General features: G+C 69.1%; 13 protein-coding genes. 8 read left to right on the top strand and 5 right to left on the bottom strand.

Annotated elements, in window-relative coordinates:
* Positions 1–8: 8 nt before the first annotated feature.
* From HXX10_RS24295 to secA, 3 genes are all read right to left on the bottom strand, one after another.
* Positions 9–347, bottom strand: coding sequence for a PilZ domain-containing protein (locus tag HXX10_RS24295; protein WP_296525854.1), 339 nt, complete (start codon positions 345–347; stop codon positions 9–11).
* 255 nt (positions 348–602) lie between these two features.
* Positions 603–1,679, bottom strand: a complete 1,077-nt coding sequence (locus tag HXX10_RS24290; protein ID WP_296525853.1) for a DUF2336 domain-containing protein — start codon at positions 1,677–1,679, stop codon at positions 603–605.
* Positions 1,680–2,211: 532 nt separating this feature from the next.
* Positions 2,212–5,004, bottom strand: a complete 2,793-nt coding sequence (secA, locus tag HXX10_RS24285) for a preprotein translocase subunit SecA (protein WP_296525852.1) — start codon at positions 5,002–5,004, stop codon at positions 2,212–2,214.
* A gap of 414 nt (positions 5,005–5,418) precedes the next feature.
* On the opposite strand from secA, the gene HXX10_RS24280 reads away from it, so the two are divergent.
* The 3 genes from HXX10_RS24280 to mutT all read left to right on the top strand — a co-directional run bounded on the left by HXX10_RS24280 (position 5,419) and on the right by mutT (position 8,417).
* Entirely contained in the window at positions 5,419–6,324 is a 906-nt protein-coding gene (locus HXX10_RS24280; protein ID WP_296525851.1) for a peptidylprolyl isomerase, read from the top strand.
* Positions 6,325–6,628: 304 nt separating this feature from the next.
* A complete protein-coding gene (gene argJ / locus HXX10_RS24275; RefSeq protein WP_296525850.1) occupies positions 6,629–7,867 on the top strand; it encodes a bifunctional glutamate N-acetyltransferase/amino-acid acetyltransferase ArgJ in 1,239 nt (412 codons plus the stop codon).
* 148 nt (positions 7,868–8,015) lie between these two features.
* Positions 8,016–8,417, top strand: a complete 402-nt coding sequence (mutT, locus tag HXX10_RS24270) for an 8-oxo-dGTP diphosphatase MutT (protein ID WP_296525849.1) — start codon at positions 8,016–8,018, stop codon at positions 8,415–8,417.
* Positions 8,418–8,494: 77 nt separating this feature from the next.
* Here the strand turns inward: mutT and HXX10_RS24265 are convergent, their stop codons facing one another.
* Positions 8,495–9,403: a methyltransferase domain-containing protein gene (locus tag HXX10_RS24265; protein WP_296525848.1), complete on the bottom strand. Its 909-nt coding sequence runs from the start codon at positions 9,401–9,403 to the stop codon at positions 8,495–8,497.
* A 273-nt stretch (positions 9,404–9,676) separates the two neighbouring features.
* Here HXX10_RS24265 and HXX10_RS24260 point away from each other — a divergent pair, with 273 nt between their 5' ends.
* From HXX10_RS24260 to HXX10_RS24245, 4 genes are all read left to right on the top strand, one after another.
* Positions 9,677–10,459, top strand: a complete 783-nt coding sequence (locus tag HXX10_RS24260) for a ComF family protein (RefSeq protein ID WP_296525847.1) — start codon at positions 9,677–9,679, stop codon at positions 10,457–10,459.
* Between the two features lie 233 nt (positions 10,460–10,692).
* Positions 10,693–10,950 (top strand): glutaredoxin 3, encoded by a 258-nt coding sequence (gene grxC / locus HXX10_RS24255; RefSeq protein ID WP_296525846.1) that lies wholly within the window; start codon positions 10,693–10,695, stop codon positions 10,948–10,950.
* A 14-nt stretch (positions 10,951–10,964) separates the two neighbouring features.
* Positions 10,965–11,867, top strand: a complete 903-nt coding sequence (locus tag HXX10_RS24250; protein WP_296525845.1) for a carbon-nitrogen hydrolase family protein — start codon at positions 10,965–10,967, stop codon at positions 11,865–11,867.
* On the top strand, positions 11,864–12,427 hold the full coding sequence (locus HXX10_RS24245; protein ID WP_296525844.1) for a DUF1178 family protein: 564 nt from the start codon (positions 11,864–11,866) through the stop codon (positions 12,425–12,427). The genes HXX10_RS24250 and HXX10_RS24245 overlap by 4 nt, the downstream gene beginning before the upstream one ends.
* A gap of 151 nt (positions 12,428–12,578) precedes the next feature.
* Here HXX10_RS24245 and HXX10_RS24240 read toward each other — a convergent pair whose 3' ends face one another.
* Positions 12,579–13,478 (bottom strand): DMT family transporter, encoded by a 900-nt coding sequence (locus HXX10_RS24240; protein ID WP_296525843.1) that lies wholly within the window; start codon positions 13,476–13,478, stop codon positions 12,579–12,581.
* A gap of 406 nt (positions 13,479–13,884) precedes the next feature.
* On the opposite strand from HXX10_RS24240, the gene HXX10_RS24235 reads away from it, so the two are divergent.
* Positions 13,885–15,027 (top strand): carbohydrate kinase family protein, encoded by a 1,143-nt coding sequence (locus HXX10_RS24235; RefSeq protein ID WP_296525842.1) that lies wholly within the window; start codon positions 13,885–13,887, stop codon positions 15,025–15,027.
* Positions 15,028–15,165: the final 138 nt, after the last annotated feature.

The raw sequence follows: 15,165 nt of genomic DNA, 5'->3' as shown, positions 1-15,165 counted from the left end.
GTCCGGGATCAGGCCTCTTCGCCCGACAATACGGTCGGCCAGGCTTGCGGGACGGGGGGTGCGTCGTCTGCGCCGGCGATGAACGACACGCCGATGCGATGCCGGCTGCGCCAGGCGAGGTTGCAGTGGACGCGAAGCCGGCCGGGGTCGACCACCAGCTCGAACGTGCGCGGGATCCCGGCGGGATCGGCGACCAGCAGGCAGGCTCCGCCTTTCGAAATGTTGAGAACGGCGCAATCCATCGCGCCCTCGGCGACGATCTTTGCGGTCGCCAAGGTCAGATAGCGCGGAAATCGGCGCTGCTCCCGTCCGCACGGCTCGGCTGGCGATAGAGCGAGATCGGACATCGGTCCTCGACGTGAGACGAGTCTGGTTCGTGACGTGGCCGGGAGCCAGGCTCGGTCCGGCTCGGACCGCTTAATACGGCATAGTCCCGGTACGAGTGTGCGCATTAATACTTTTAAGCGCACCCTGGAAAGATGCCGCCAAAGGTTGAATCTGCCGTTACTCGAAGTCTGCAATCACGCCCATACGTATTCGCGCGATGGATACGGCCTGCCAGCCGGCAGGACCCGGCGGGGCACACGGGAAATATCTGGGATTTACATCAGGCGCTGGATTTCGGCCGGGGTGGCCGAGCGGCGCAGCCGGATGAAGCGCACCACGCGCTGCGCCGTCTCGGACGTCATCGAGGTGTAGGTCTCGAAGGTCGTGCGCGACTTGCCGGTCGCGCCGGTCGCCCCGATCAGCACGATCTTGGCGTCCGGCCAGGCGAGGCCGGCGACCTTGCAGAGGATCAGGATGCCGTCGACGGAGCCCTGCTTGATCAGGTTCTTGATGGCGATGACCGGCACCTCGGTGATGGTGGCCAGATCCTCGACCACGGCGCCGCGTTGGCCGCTCCTGGCCTTCTCGCACAGCCCCTTCAGCTTGTCGGGGGCGGGGCTCGCCGGCGGCGCGGCGGCGGCGTCGGGCTTGCGCCTCGCGTGCAGGAACTGGGAGCCGATCGCCGTCATGGCCTGGTTGAGGCGGGTGCGCACGCCCGGCTGGTCGGAGCGGGCGAGTCGCCGGCGCACCTCGTCGGTGGCGTTGCGCACCAGGTCGCGGAATACCTCGGCCGGCACGTCGCCGCGGCCGGCGACCAGCAGGGCCAGCGCCTCGTCGAGATGGGCGCGGCTGGCGATGGTGCGGAACCCGGTCTCCGAGAAGCTGGCGCCGCCATTGGCCGTGATCTTGCGGGTGACGTCGAGGTCGCCGCGCTCCACCACGACGTCGGTCACCACCACGGAGAGAACGGTGCGCACCGCGATGGCGGCAAGATGCGCCTGGCTCTTGCTGCCGGCGATGTCGGCCAGCACCGCGTCCGACAGACGGCTGGAGCGCTCCAGCACCGGCCCGGCGACGGCGATGTCGTCGCTCAGCCCGAGCCGGGAGAGGGTTCTGATCGGGGCGTTGCCGAGCGGCGCGAGCTGAAGGCCGAGGCGGATCAGGGCGTGCCGCTCGACGGCGTCGACCATCAGCTCCAGCACCTGGTCGAACACGGCGACGTGGTCGTCCTCGAAGGAGCCGGCCTGGGAGAGGAACAGCTCGGTCAGCCGGCGCAGGATCTCGCTGCGCGTGGCTGGCGTGCCCTGGCTGAGGACGGCTGGCAACTCGGCGATCAGCGCGTGCAGGGCCATGGCCGGTCGCCAAATATCTGGACACAGAGGGGCGGACCGCCGCCGGTCATGCCGGGTTGGGTGGGGCGTTGCTGTCGGCCGCTCGCGGCGGCGCCGGGTGACACATCGGGCATGGGCGGACGACCCGAAAGGGGGGGCGGTTGGCCGGGGGGATCGACGAAAGCTTCGACCCCTGAAACGGGACCGACGAACCTGCCGCCTGTTGCACCCTTTTTGGTGCGGCAGACTGAAATTAGACCGGAATGCTGAACAGGGTGTTACCGGGCTGGGCGGGCTAGCCCGGGTTCGCCGCCTGGACGCGGCGGCGGCACGGAGGTCGGGTCACTCCGTCGAGCCGGCTCTGGACAGCGGTGCGTCAGGCTCCGCTTCACCCCGCCCCGGTGGGGGCCAGGGCATGCCCACATCACGCTCCACGCAGGCGAGCCGTCGTGCGCAGGCGCGACCCGCGCATCCATCACGCTTCGTACCCCGTTGCCGGGCCGAGAGGCGCGACCTGGCCGGGAGGAGGTGAGCGGTGCCGACGGCCGTCGCGTCAGGCGTAGCGGCCGTGGCAGTGCTTGTACTTCTTGCCCGAGCCGCAGGGGCAGGCCTCGTTGCGGCCGACCTTGCCCCAGGTTGCGGGGTTCTTGGGGTCGCGCAACGGCGCCTCGGCCGTGTCGGCCTGGCGGGTGCCGAGCAGGAATCCGGCGTTGGCGGAGGCGAACTCGTTCTCGCCCGTCGACGGATCCAGCTTGGTCGCCTCCATGAAGGGGAGCTGGCTCTCCTCGGGCTGCTGCTGCACGATCTCGACCCGCATGAGCTGCGCCGTCACGGCCTCGCGCAGGCTCTGGCTCATCGCCTCGAACAGGGCGAAGGCCTCGGCCTTGTACTCGTTGAGCGGGTCGCGCTGGGCGTAGCCGCGCAGGCCGACCACGTTGCGCAGATGGTCGAGCATCACCAGGTGCTCGCGCCAGAGATGGTCGAGCGACTGCAGCAGGATCGACTTCTCGATGTAGCGGACCACGTCGGGTCCCCACTGGGCCACCTTGGCGGCCATGTGCTCGTCGGCCTTGCGCTCGACGCGGGTGATCAGCTCCTCGTCGGCGATGCCCTCTTCCTTGGCCCACTCCTTGATCGGCAGGTCGAGGCCGAGCACGCGGTTGAGCTCCTCCTCCAGGCCGGCGACGTCCCACTGCTCCGGATAGGCGTTCTCGGGCACATGCTTGGCGACCAGCTCGTCGACCACGCTGCGACGCATGTCGGTGACGATCTCGTTCGTCACCTCGTCGTGCATCCAGTCGATCCGCTGCTCGAAGATCACCTTGCGCTGATCGTTCATCACGTTGTCGAACTTCAGCAGGTTCTTGCGGATGTCGAAGTTGCGCGCCTCGACCTTCTGCTGCGCCTTCTCCAGCGCCTTGTTGATCCAGGGATGGACGATCGACTCGTCCTCCTTGAGGCCGAGCTTGGTCAGCATCCCGTCGAGCTTGTCCGACCCGAAGATGCGCATCAGGTCGTCTTCCAGCGACAGGAAGAACTTGGAGTGGCCGGGGTCGCCCTGGCGGCCGGAGCGGCCGCGGAGCTGGTTGTCGATGCGCCGCGACTCGTGCCGCTCGGTGCCGAGCACATAGAGGCCGCCGGCGGCCAGCGCCTTTTCCTTCAGGCGATCGACCTGGCCGCGGATCTCGGCGATCCGGGCTTTCTTCTCGTCGCCCTCGGGCAGGTCGACGAGCTCCTGGCGGACCCGCATGTCGGCATTGCCGCCGAGCTGGATGTCGGTGCCGCGGCCGGCCATGTTGGTGGCGATCGTGACGGCGCCGGGCACGCCGGCCTGCGAGACGATATAGGCCTCCTGCTCGTGATAGCGCGCGTTCAGGATGGCGAAGACCTTGGCGTTGGTGGCGCCCTCGTCGCCCGAGTACAGCGCCGCGAAGGCGTTGGGGTCGGTGAAGTCGTGCGCCTCCCAGCCCTTGTCGCGCAGCATGTCGGCGAGCTGCTCGGACTTCTCGATCGAGGTGGTGCCGACCAGCACGGGCTGGCCGCGGGTCTTGCAGTCCTCGATCAGCGTGATGATGGCGCGGTACTTCTCGGCCGCCGTCCGGTAGACCTCGTCGTCGTCGTCGATGCGGACCATCGGCAGGTTGGTCGGCACCTCGACGACCTCGAGATTGTAGATGTCGAGGAACTCGTCCGCCTCGGTCTGCGCCGTGCCGGTCATGCCGCCCAGCTTCTGGTACATGCGGAAGAAGTTCTGGAACGTGATCGAGGCGAGCGTCTGGTTCTCGGGCTGGATCGGCTGGCGCTCCTTGGCCTCGAGCGCCTGGTGCAGCCCGTCCGAGTAGCGCCGGCCCGGCATCATGCGGCCCGTGAACTCGTCGATGATGACCACCTCGTCGTTGCGGACGATGTAGTCCTTGTCGCGCTGGAACAGCTTGTGGGCGCGCAGCGCCTGGTTGACGTGGTGCACCACCGAGACGTTCTCGACGTCGTAGAGCGAGTCCGTCTTGAGCTGGCCGGCCTCGCGCAGGAGCCGCTCCATCTTCTCCATGCCGACCTCGGTCATGGTGACGGTACGCTGCTTCTCGTCGACGTCGACGTCGACCTTGTCGAGCCGCGGGATGAACTTGTCGATGGTGTTGTAGAACTCGGAGCGGTCGTCGAGCGGGCCGGAGATGATCAGCGGCGTGCGCGCCTCGTCGATCAGGATCGAGTCGACCTCGTCGACGATGGCGTAGACATGGCCGCGCTGGACCATGTCCTCCAGCCGGTACTTCATGTTGTCGCGCAGATAGTCGAAGCCGAGCTCGTTGTTGGTGCCGTAGGTGACGTCGCAGGCGTATTCGATCTTGCGCTGCTCGTCGTCGAGCCCGTGCACGATGACGCCGACGGTCAGGCCCAGGAACCGGTAGACTTGGCCCATCCACTCGGAGTCGCGCTTGGCCAGGTAGTCGTTGACCGTGACGACGTGGACGCCCTTGCCGGCCAGCGCATTGAGGTAGACGGCGAGCGTCGCGACCAGGGTCTTGCCTTCGCCGGTCTTCATCTCGGCGATGGCGCCCTCGTGCAGCACCATGCCGCCCATCATCTGGACGTCGAAATGGCGCTGGCCGAGGGTGCGCTTGGCGGCTTCGCGGACGGTGGCGAAGGCGGGCACCAGGATGTCGTCGAGCGTCTTGCCCTCGGCAAGCTCCTTGCGGAAGGCCTCGGTACGGGCCCGCAGCGCCTCGTCCGACAGGGCGGCGATCTGCGGCTCGAGCGCATTGATCTCGTCGACCCTGGGGCGGTAGGCGCGAATGCGTCGATCGTTCGCGTTTCCGAACAGCTTGCGGACGACAGCGCCGAACATCCCGGAGGTCCTTATCTGTGGCCGCGAACATGCGGCCGGATCTGTGGCCGCGCACCCGCGACCGGTCCGAACGTGCCGGCCGACCGGCCCTCAGTCCCGGCGCAGCCCAGGATCAAGGCGCTTTCGGGGGGCGGAGGCGCGACGTCGTCAATCCCACGGGACACACCGGCGAGCGGTGGACAGATAGGAGTGGGTCCGGGCCTTGTCAATTGGCGCCTTTTGGCCGTCCGTGCCGCAATCATGCCTCCGTTTGCCGCTAGCAGACGCGCGGTTGCCAACCACAGCGCGTTGCGCGAGGGTGCGCTGGCCGCCTCGGCGGGCAGGCAGGCCCGTCTTTCCCAGGGATTCTCGATGATTACGCAAACTTCATCCTCGCGTCCGGTGTCCCCGGCGCGTCGCCGCTCCAAGCTCGGCGTGGCCCTCGTCCTGACGGCCGTTTTGACCGCGGGCGCTTTCGCGCAGGCCCCGGCGCCCGCCGCGGCGACCGACCCGGTCGTCGCGAAGGTCAACGGCGTCGAGATCCGGCAGAGCGATCTCGCCATCGCCGAGGAGGATGTCGGCCAGAACGTTCCGGCCGGCACGCCGGACGCCAAGCGCGACTGGCTGGTCAATTATCTCACCGACATGATGCTGCTGGCGAAGGCCGCCGAGACCCAGAAGATCACCGACGCGCCGGACTTCAAGAAGCGCCTCGCCTATCTGCGCAGCAAGGCCCTGATGGAGACGCTGCTGCGCGACTCCGGCAAGGCCGGCGCGACGCCGGACGCCATGCAGCACGTCTATCAGGAGGCCGTGAAGCAGATGGCCGAGGAGCAGGAGGTGCATGCGCGCCACATCCTGTTCCGGGTCGCCGACGCCAGCGACCAGAACGCCAGCAAGGCGGCCGAGGCCAAGGCCCGGAGCACCCTCGACCGGATCAAGAAGGGCGAGGATTTCGTCAAGCTGGCCACCGACCTGACCGAGGACCCGCCCGGCAAGGCCGACGGCGGCGATCTCGGCTTCTTCACCAAGGACCAGATGGTGCCGGAGTTCTCCGACGCCGCCTTCAAGCTCGACAAGGGCCAGGTCTCCGAGCCGATCAAGACCTCGTTCGGCTGGCACCTGATCAAGGTCGAGGACAAGCGCAAGCGCGAGGCGCCGCCCTTCGAGCAGGTCAAGGACCAGATCGAGACCTTCGTCACCCGCAAGGCGCAGATCGAGCTCCTCAACAAGCTGCGGGCCGAGGCCAAGATCGAGCGGCTCGACAAGCCCGAGGCCGCCCCGGCTCCGGCCGCGGCCCCCGGCGCGCCCACGCCGGCCCCCGCGCCGGAGAAGAAGTAAGACCGATATCCTGGATGCCTCTTCACCTCTCCCCGCACGCGGGGAGAGGTCGGATGGCGCAGCGATCCGGGTGAGGGGGCGTCTCCGTATCCACGAAACGCCCCCTCACCCCGGCCCGCTCCCCGCACGCGGCGAGAGGGAGAAAAGGCGCCGGGCCGCGCATCGGTCGCGGGCTCGTCGGCCGCCTTCCCCGGCCCTTCCCCGGTCTCCGCTTGACCCCGCTGGCCGGCGCTCCTAATCGACGCGTCGACGTTCGTTGAAGGCGCGGGAGGGGCTCGCGCCGGTTCACCAGGGGTCTGGGCCGATGGCCGCCGTCTCTCCGCTCGCGCCCGAGCGCTTTCCCGAAATGCCCGAGATTGCCGGGGTGCGGGTCGCGACCGCCGCGGCCGGCATCCGCTATGCGGGCCGCACCGACGTGCTGCTCGCCGTGCTCGACCCGGGCACCGCGGTCGCCGGCGTGTTCACCCGCTCGAAATGCCCGTCGGCCCCGGTCGACTGGTGCCGGGCCCGGCTGAAGGCCGGCAAGGCGCGCGCCCTGGTGGTGAACTCCGGCAACGCCAATGCCTTCACGGGCCGCTCCGGCCGCGACGCCGTCAAGCTGACGGCCGACATCGCCGCCGCCTCGGCCGGCTGCAAGCCGGCCGAGATTTTCCTTGCCTCGACGGGTGTGATCGGCGAGCCGCTGCCGGCCGAGAAGTTCGGCGGCGTCATGGACGGCCTGGTCCAGGGCGCCCAGCCCGGCCGCTGGGACGAGGCGGCGCGCGCCATCATGACCACCGACACGTTCCCCAAGGGGGCGGCCGCGATCGTGCGGATCGACGGCAAGCCGGTGACCATCTGCGGCATCGCCAAGGGGGCCGGCATGATCGCGCCCGACATGGCGACGATGCTGTCCTTCGTGTTCACCGACGCGCCGCTGTCGCCCGCCGTGCTGCAGAGCCTCTTGTCGAAGGGCGTCGAGGACACGTTCAACGCCGTGACGATCGACGGCGACACCTCGACGTCCGACACGCTGCTGGCCTTCGCGACCGGCGCCGCCGCGGCGCGCGGTGTCGCGAAAATCACCCGGGCCGGCGATCCGCGCCTCGAGCCGTTCCGCAAGGCTTTTACGCGCGTGCTGGCCAATCTCGCCGAGCAGGTGGCTCGCGACGGCGAAGGGGCGCGAAAGCTGGTCGAGGTGATCGTCGAGGGCGCGGCGTCCAAGAAGGCGGCGCGAAAAATCGCCATGTCGATCGCCAACTCGCCGCTGGTGAAGACCGCGATCGCCGGCGAGGACGCCAATTGGGGCCGCGTGGTGATGGCGGTCGGCAAGGCCGGCGAGCGGGCCGACCGCGACAAGCTGTCGATCTGGTTCGGCGGCGTGCGGGTCGCCCACAAGGGCGAGCGCGACTCCGGCTACGACGAGGCCAAGGTCTCCGAGCTGATGAAGCGGCCCGAGATCGAGCTGAAGGTCAATCTCGGCATCGGCAAGGGCCGCGACCGGGTGCTCACCTGCGACCTGACCAAGGAGTACATCGCGATCAACGGCGACTATCGGTCGTGAGCGGATCGGTGTGTCGTAGGGTGGGCAAAGGGGCGCCGAAGGCGCGCCGTGCCCACGTCGGAGGTCGCGCGTGGGTGTGGCGCGCGTGGGCACGGCGCGTTCCGCGCCTTTGCCCACCCTACCGGGCCGGCCTTTTCAGGAGCCTCCCGTGAAACTGGTCCTGGTCGCCGCCTGCGCGCTGATCGATGCCGACGGGCGCATCCTGTTGGCGCGGCGGCCCGAGGGCCGGTCGATGGCGGGCCTGTGGGAGTTTCCCGGCGGCAAGGTCGAGGCGGGCGAAAAGCCCGAGCAGGCGCTGATCCGCGAGCTCGACGAGGAGCTCGGCATTGCCGTGAAGGAGCCGTGCCTGGCGCCGCTCACCTTCGCCAGCCACACCTATGACGACTTCCATCTCTTGATGCCGCTCTATGTGTGCCGGCGCTGGGAGGGCTTCGTCACCGCGCGCGAGGGCCAGGGCCTCGCCTGGGTGCGCCCCGCCAAGCTGCGCGACTATGCGATGCCAGAGGCCGACGTGCCGCTGGTCGCGCACCTGATCGGGCTTCTCCTGTAGGGCGCAATGAGCGCAGCGAATTGCGCCGGCGAAAGAAGGCGGCGTGATCAGGTGCAATTCGCTGCGCTCATTGCACCCTACGGCTTTCGTCCGGGATTCGCCTTCTCGCCCGCCGAAATCTCCTTGGTGCCGAGCGCGTCGGCGAGCCGCGTCGTCGCGCTGCCGGGGCGCAGGGGCTTCTGCTGGCTCTCGTGCGGCGCCCAGCCGGACAGCCAGACGATCTCGAAGGTGGCGCGCACGCGCCCGTCGGGATCGGAGAAGCGGTCGGTGTAAATCTGCAGCGCCCGCAGCAGCGTCGTCCGCCGCAGTGGACGGCGGCGCCGCTCGGCGAGCGGGTTGGTCGCTCCCATGCGGCGGAGGTCCTGAATCAGGGCGACCGGCGAGGCGTAGCGCACCGTCACGGCGTCGACATCGGTGACCGGCAGGGCGAAGCCGGCGCGCTGCAGCAGTGCGCCGACGTCGCGCACGTCGGCGAACGGCGCGACCCGCGGCGACAGCCCGCCGTCGCACTCGCTCTCGGCGGCAGAAAAGCTCTGGCGCAGCTCGGTCAGGGTGGCGCCGCCGAGGAGCGCGGCGAGAAACAGGCCGTCGGGCCGCAGCGCGCGGCGCACCTGCGCGAACGTGCCGGGCAGGTCGTTGACGGTCTGCAGCGCCAGGCCCGAGACGACGAGATCGAGCGAGGCGTCGGCGAAGGGCAGTGCCTCCTCGTCGGCGGCGACCGCAAGCCCGGTGATCCGATCGGCTGTCGCCAGCATATCCATGGCGATCAGGGTGCCGAGGCGCGGATGGAAGGCGAGCGCGGTGCGCACCGCGTCGGTCGGCGTGCCGAGGTCGACGACGCGGTCGAAGGTGCGCAGCGTCGCGGCGAGCCGGTCCGCCATGTCGGCGGCGACGCGGTCGAGCAGGAAGACCGCGGATCCCAGCGCGGCGGCGCGGCGGCGACGCTGCAGAAGCAGGGGACGGTCGAAGACGCGAGGAGCAACCATTTACCATCCTGCGTTATGATGCACACGGATAGGTGAGTCTTGCCGACCGGCCGAAAGCCGGCCGAGACGGCCGAAGGTTTTGGCGCGCCACTTGCATGAGAACCAAGGGTGGCGCGCAACGTGCGGTTTGAGACAGCCTGCGGTTCGAGACAGCCTGCGGTTCGAGACAACTTGTGGTTCGAGACAACGTGCGTTGCAGGACGAGAAGTGTTGCGTCACGACGTGCGCCGAAAATCGACGCCCGTCGAGCGAAGGTGATGAACGAGGGTTCATATGGCGACGCGGACGTTGGCCACAACCATGACCGGCCTGCGGTCCGTGTTCCGCGTCGCCGTCGATGCCGTGTTGCCGCCGCTGTGTCCGGCGTGCGGCGATCCGGTGAGTGATGCAGGTGCGTTGTGCGCGTCCTGCTGGTCGCGTTTGTCGTTCATAGCGCGGCCTTATTGCGAGCGGCTCGGCGTGCCGTTCGCTCACGATGTCGGGCCAGGATTGGCCGGGACGGGCCTGTTGTCGCCGCGGGCGATCGCCGATCCGCCGGCCTTCGGGCGGGCGCGGGCGGCGGTTCGTTACGACGAGGTGGCCCGATCGCTGGTTCATGCGTTGAAGTTCGGGGATCGGCTCGAGCTCGCGCCCATGATGGGGCGATGGATGGCCGAGGCCGGACGTGAGTTGATCGGGACGGCGGATGCACTGGTGCCGGTGCCGTTGCACTGGCGGCGGTTGTGGGCGCGGCGCTTCAACCAGGCCGCTCTGCTCGCCACCGTGATGGCGGAATCGCGCGGCATATCCGTGCTCGCCGACGCGATGAGGCGGGTCCGCGCGACGCCGCAGCAGGTCGGCCTGACGCGCGCCGAGCGTGCCAGCAACGTGCAGTCGGCGTTCCGCGTCACCGAGACGGGCCGAGCCGCCATCCGGGGTCGGCGCCTGATCGTTGTCGACGATGTGATGACGACCGGTGCGACGGCGGAGACTTGTGCACGAACATTGTTGCGGGCGGGGGCCACCAATGTCGATGTCGTCGTGTTCGCCTGTGTCATAGACGCAACGGTGATATGACTTTCTGGCGACACGGATTGTTGATGCGTCGCACTCTCCCGTATAGTGGTTCGCTGCCATAAGTGTGCAGCGCAATGTAAGTGCCGTGATGCCTGTGGTGCGATGTGTGACGGCGATCCGCTGGCGGGGTCGCCAGACCACGATGTGACCATCGGGACGACGTGACCATCGGGACGACGTGCCCCTATCGACGGCGTGACCGCGAGTGCCGGCTGTACGAGACCAGACGATCGATGCCAGACATTGAAATCTATACGACTCCCTTCTGTCCCTATTGTTCGTCCGCGAAGCAACTGCTTCGCCAGAAGGGGGTCGACTTCACGGAGATCGGCGTTGCCGGTCTGCCCGATCGCCGCGCCGAGATGGTGGCGCGTGCGCAAGGTCGGACCACGGTGCCGCAGATCTTCATCGGCGATACACATGTCGGCGGCTGCGATGATCTCTACGCCCTCGACGAGGCGGGCAAGCTCGACCCATTGTTGAGGTCGTGACGGAGGGCAGTTTCATGACATTCCAGCTCAGAGAGAACTCGACCTTTCGGGTTGCATTGATTCAGCTTCAATCGGGTCGTCGTCCGGCGGCCAACATCGATTCGGCCATAAAGCTGATAGGCAAGGCCAAGGAGCGCGGCGCGCATTATGTGCAGACGCCGGAGATGACCAATCTGATGGAGAGCGACCGGGCGCGCCTGCTCGAGCTGGTCGCGCCGGAGGAGAGCGACGCCGGGCTCGCGGCGCTGCGCGACACCGCGCGGCTTCACCGCATCTGGCTGCATGTCGGCTCGCTCGCCATCAAGATCGGCCCGGAGATGGCCGCCAACCGCTCGTATCTGATCGATCCGAACGGCGACGTGGTGGCGTCCTACGACAAGATCCACATGTTCGACGTCGATCTCGCCAACGGCGAGACCTATCGCGAGTCGCGCATGTTCCGCCCGGGCGAGCGCGCCGTGGTCGGCGACCTGCCGTGGGGTCGCATCGGCCTGTCGATCTGCTACGACCTGCGCTTCCCGGCGCTCTACCGGGCGCTCGCCGAGGCCGGCAGCTCGTTCATCGCGATCCCGGCGGCGTTCACGCGCCAGACCGGCGAGGCGCACTGGCACGTGCTCATGCGGGCGCGCGCCATCGAGACCGGCTGCTACGTCTTCGCCGCGGCCCAGGGCGGCCTGCACGAGAGCGGCCGCGAGACCTTCGGGCACTCGATGGTGGTCGATCCGTGGGGCGTCGTCATCGCCGAGAACGGCACCGAGCCCGGCTTCGTGCTCGCCGAGATCGATCCCGCCGCCGTCACGGCGGCGCGCAGCCGCATTCCGTCGCTCACGCACGGCCGCCGCTTCGAGGTGACCGAGCCGACCGCAGGAGCGGTTCATGTGCACGCTCCTGTGCACGCCCTGCAAGAGGCGAAATGATCCGCTATGCCCTCGCGTGCCCGAACGGGCACGCGTTCGAGAGCTGGTTTCGGAATTCGGCCGACTATGACGGCCAGGCCGCTCGCGGCCTGGTCACCTGTCCGGCATGCGGCAGCGCGAAGGTCGAGAAGGCCCTGATGACACCGCGGCTCGGCCGCTCCTCCAAGACGGAGGCCGGCCGTGCCGCCGCGGCTGCCGCGATGGCGGAGGTCACGGCGGCCGGTGTCGCAGCAGCCGGGGTCACGGCGGCCGCGCCTGCCGGCGATGCCGGGGTTGCTCCGTCGGCGGCCGCGCCGGCCGCCGAGCCGCGCGCGCCGGTCGCGCTGATGTCGCCCCAGGAGGTCGAGCTGCGCCGCAAGCTCAGGGAGCTGCGCGATCACCTGGTGAAGAACGCCGAGCATGTCGGGGGCCGCTTTCCCGACGAGGCGCGCCGCATGCATTACGGCGAGACCGAGCACCGCTCGATCTACGGCGAGGCCTCGGCCGACGAGGTCGAGGCGATGCTCGACGAGGGCATCGCGTTCCATCCGCTGCCCACGCTGCCGGACGAGCGGAACTGAGCAAGGTGCTCTGTCGTTCCGGGGCGGCCCGAAGGGCCTAGCCCGGAACCCATACGGCCTGTCTTTCGAGAGCAATCCGCACCGGGGTCATGGATTCCAGGCTCGCGGACCTTCGGCCCGCGCCCTGAACTGACGGCCTTTGCCCGCTCCCTCACTGCCCCCAAAGCAGCAGCACGACGCCGCCGACGATCAGGGCAATCCCGAGCAGCTCGCGCACCGTGGTGCGCTGCTTGAAGGCGAAGCGGCTGACGGCTTGCGCGAACAGCACCTCGACCAGCGCCAGCGTGCGGACGTTCGCGGCCGATGTCAGCGCGAAGCTGAGAAACCAGAACTGCGAGGCGAGCGCCCCCATGAAGCCGGCGACCAGCGACGGCCGCCAGGCTCGCAGCACCGCGACCATCACGGCGCGGTCGCGCAGCGCCAGATAGAGCGACAGCAGCACGGCCTGGATCGTCAGCCCGACGCACAGCGTGGTGGTGGCGGCGGTGAGGAAGTCGGCGCCGAGGCTGAGGATCGCCCCGCGAAAACCGATCGCCGAGAGCGCGAACAGCGCCGCCGAGCCGAGGCCGAGCAGCATCGGCCGCATGCCGCCGCCGCCGCCGGCCTGGCCGGGCTTGACCGACATCAGCACCACGCCGGCCGTGGCGATGGCGATGGCGGCCGCCATCGGCAGCGTCACGGTGTCGCCGAGCACCAGCAGCCCGAACAGGGCGACCTGCACGGGCTCCGTCTTGGTGTAGGCGATCACGGCGAGAAACGAGCGCTCGCCCATGGCGGCCAGCATCATGGCCGTGGCGCCGATCTGGGTGAGGGCGCCGGACGTCACGAAGAGAAAGAACACGGCCGGCGGCCGCGGCGGCACGGTCCCGGTCACCAGCACGATGCCGGCCAGGAACACCAGCGCGAAGGGCAGGCCGTAGAGGAAGCGGACATGGGTCGCCCCGACGGTCCCCAGCGTCCGGGTGAGCTGCCGCTGGGCGGCGTTGCGCGCCGTCTGGGCCGCGGCGGCCGCGACCGTGAAAGCGGCCCAGATCCAGGGTCCGTCCGACAAAGGCTCGTCTCCGGGCGAGGCCCCGCCGCGCCGGCGGAACGAGAGAAGGGGTGGGGCACGCGACGGCGCGGACGCGCAGCGTCAACCTGTCCGTGGGCCACCTCGCCTGGCCGCTGGTGCAGGAAACGCCAAACCGTTATATCTCATAGGGCCGGGATGGTGGCGTGATCGAGCGCAGGCGCAGGCGATCGGTCGACGGACACGCGGGGGCTGCTCGCAAAGAACCGGGACGGGGACCCGCAACGGGTCCGGTGATCGGCAGCGGACGGATCCGCGGACCGTGCCTCCAGGTGGAGGCGCCTTGACGAATCGCGTCCTGGACGGTCAAGCCGGAGGCGGTCGGCCGCCGGCACGCCGGGGTTGTGACGCGTCTCGTTCGGACAGACGATGCTGCAGGAGGGATGCGATGAAAGCCCTGACGGTCGGCGGAGCCATGATCGACACCATCGCGATCATCGAGAGCTCGCGCATCGAACGAATGGCGATGTCCAATGCCGACAGTTCCTTCCTGCTGATGGAGGAAGGCCGCAAGACCGAGGCGCTGGAGATTTCCACCCATATCGGCGGCGGCGCCGTCAACGCCGCCGTGTCGATGGCGCGGCTCGGCTTCGACGTCTCGAGCCTGATCAAGCTCGGCCAGGACAGCCGCGCCGAAATGATCCTGACCACGCTCGAGCACGAGGGCGTCTCGACCCGCTGGGCGCTGCGTGACCGCAAGGCGCCGACCGGCGCCTCGGTGCTGATCTCCTCGCACGACCGCAACGCCGCCGTGTTCACGTTCCGTGGCGCCAACACGGGCCTGGAGGCGGAGGATCTTCACGACCACGCCTTCGCGGTCGACGTCATCTACATCACCTCGCTCAGCGGCAAGTCGGCCGAGCGGTTCCCCGACATCGTCCGCCGCGCCAAGGCGCAGGGCGCGCTGGTCGCGACCAACCCGGGCGTCCGCCAGCTCTCGGCCCGCGCCGGACCGTTCCAGGACGCGCTGCGCATGGTCGACATCGTCGCGCTCAACCGCGGCGAGGCCTCGACCCTGGTGCCGAGCCTGATCGCCCAGTTCGGCGAGGGCGGCCCCAAGCTGCCGCTCGCCCCCGGTGAGGAGCGGCCCGAGATCGACAATCGGCCGCTCTCGGGCGGCGGCTTCGACATGAGCGTCGTCGCCTTCTTCCGCGCCGTGACCAGCCTCGGGCCGAAGCGGGTGCTGCTCACCGACGGCAAGCGCGGCGCCTATGTGGCGACCCCGGACGAGATCGTGTACTGCCCGTCGGTCGACTGCATGGTCGCCGGAACGGCCGGCGCGGGCGACGCCTTCACGTCGACCTACACGTCCTTCGAGGCGCTCGGCTATCCGCCGCTCGAGGCCCTCAAGGCGGCGACCATCAACGCCGCCTCGGTGGTCGGCTTCGTCGACACCCAGACCGGCCTGCTCAAGCGCGACGAGCTGCAGGCCAAGATGGCGGCGCTCGGGCCGGACTTCGCCACCCGCCGCTGGCCGCTGCATTTCGAGTCGCCGAGCGACGACCGTCTCGGCGATATGGCGGCGGAGTAGGGGACGCAATTCCGTCACTTGATTCTGCGCCGGCGCCAGCGGCTCCCTCTCCCCGCCTGCGGGGAGAGGGTCGGGGTGAGGGGGCATCTCGTGGATACGGAAACGCCCCCTCACCCGGACCGCTGCGCGGTTCGACCT

It is taken from the genome of Rhodoplanes sp. (genome assembly GCF_013377085.1).
Classification (GTDB): domain Bacteria; phylum Pseudomonadota; class Alphaproteobacteria; order Rhizobiales; family Xanthobacteraceae; genus Rhodoplanes.
The sequence above is the reverse complement of the archived record's forward strand: the minus strand, read 5'-3'. Positions and strand labels throughout refer to the sequence as shown.

Excerpts from the sequence above, each read along its gene's own strand:
- grxC (WP_296525846.1), top strand. The coding sequence starts at position 10,693 with ATGCCAGACATTGAAATCTATACGACTCCCTTCTGTCCCTATTGTTCG.
- HXX10_RS24245 (WP_296525844.1), top strand. The coding sequence starts at position 11,864 with ATGATCCGCTATGCCCTCGCGTGCCCGAACGGGCACGCGTTCGAGAGC.
- secA (WP_296525852.1), bottom strand. The coding sequence starts at position 5,004 with ATGTTCGGCGCTGTCGTCCGCAAGCTGTTCGGAAACGCGAACGATCGA.
- HXX10_RS24260 (WP_296525847.1), top strand. The coding sequence starts at position 9,677 with ATGGCGACGCGGACGTTGGCCACAACCATGACCGGCCTGCGGTCCGTG.
- argJ (WP_296525850.1), top strand. The coding sequence starts at position 6,629 with ATGGCCGCCGTCTCTCCGCTCGCGCCCGAGCGCTTTCCCGAAATGCCC.
- HXX10_RS24265 (WP_296525848.1), bottom strand. The coding sequence starts at position 9,403 with ATGGTTGCTCCTCGCGTCTTCGACCGTCCCCTGCTTCTGCAGCGTCGC.
- HXX10_RS24295 (WP_296525854.1), bottom strand. The coding sequence starts at position 347 with ATGTCCGATCTCGCTCTATCGCCAGCCGAGCCGTGCGGACGGGAGCAG.
- HXX10_RS24290 (WP_296525853.1), bottom strand. The coding sequence starts at position 1,679 with ATGGCCCTGCACGCGCTGATCGCCGAGTTGCCAGCCGTCCTCAGCCAG.
- HXX10_RS24235 (WP_296525842.1), top strand. The coding sequence starts at position 13,885 with ATGAAAGCCCTGACGGTCGGCGGAGCCATGATCGACACCATCGCGATC.
- HXX10_RS24250 (WP_296525845.1), top strand. The coding sequence starts at position 10,965 with ATGACATTCCAGCTCAGAGAGAACTCGACCTTTCGGGTTGCATTGATT.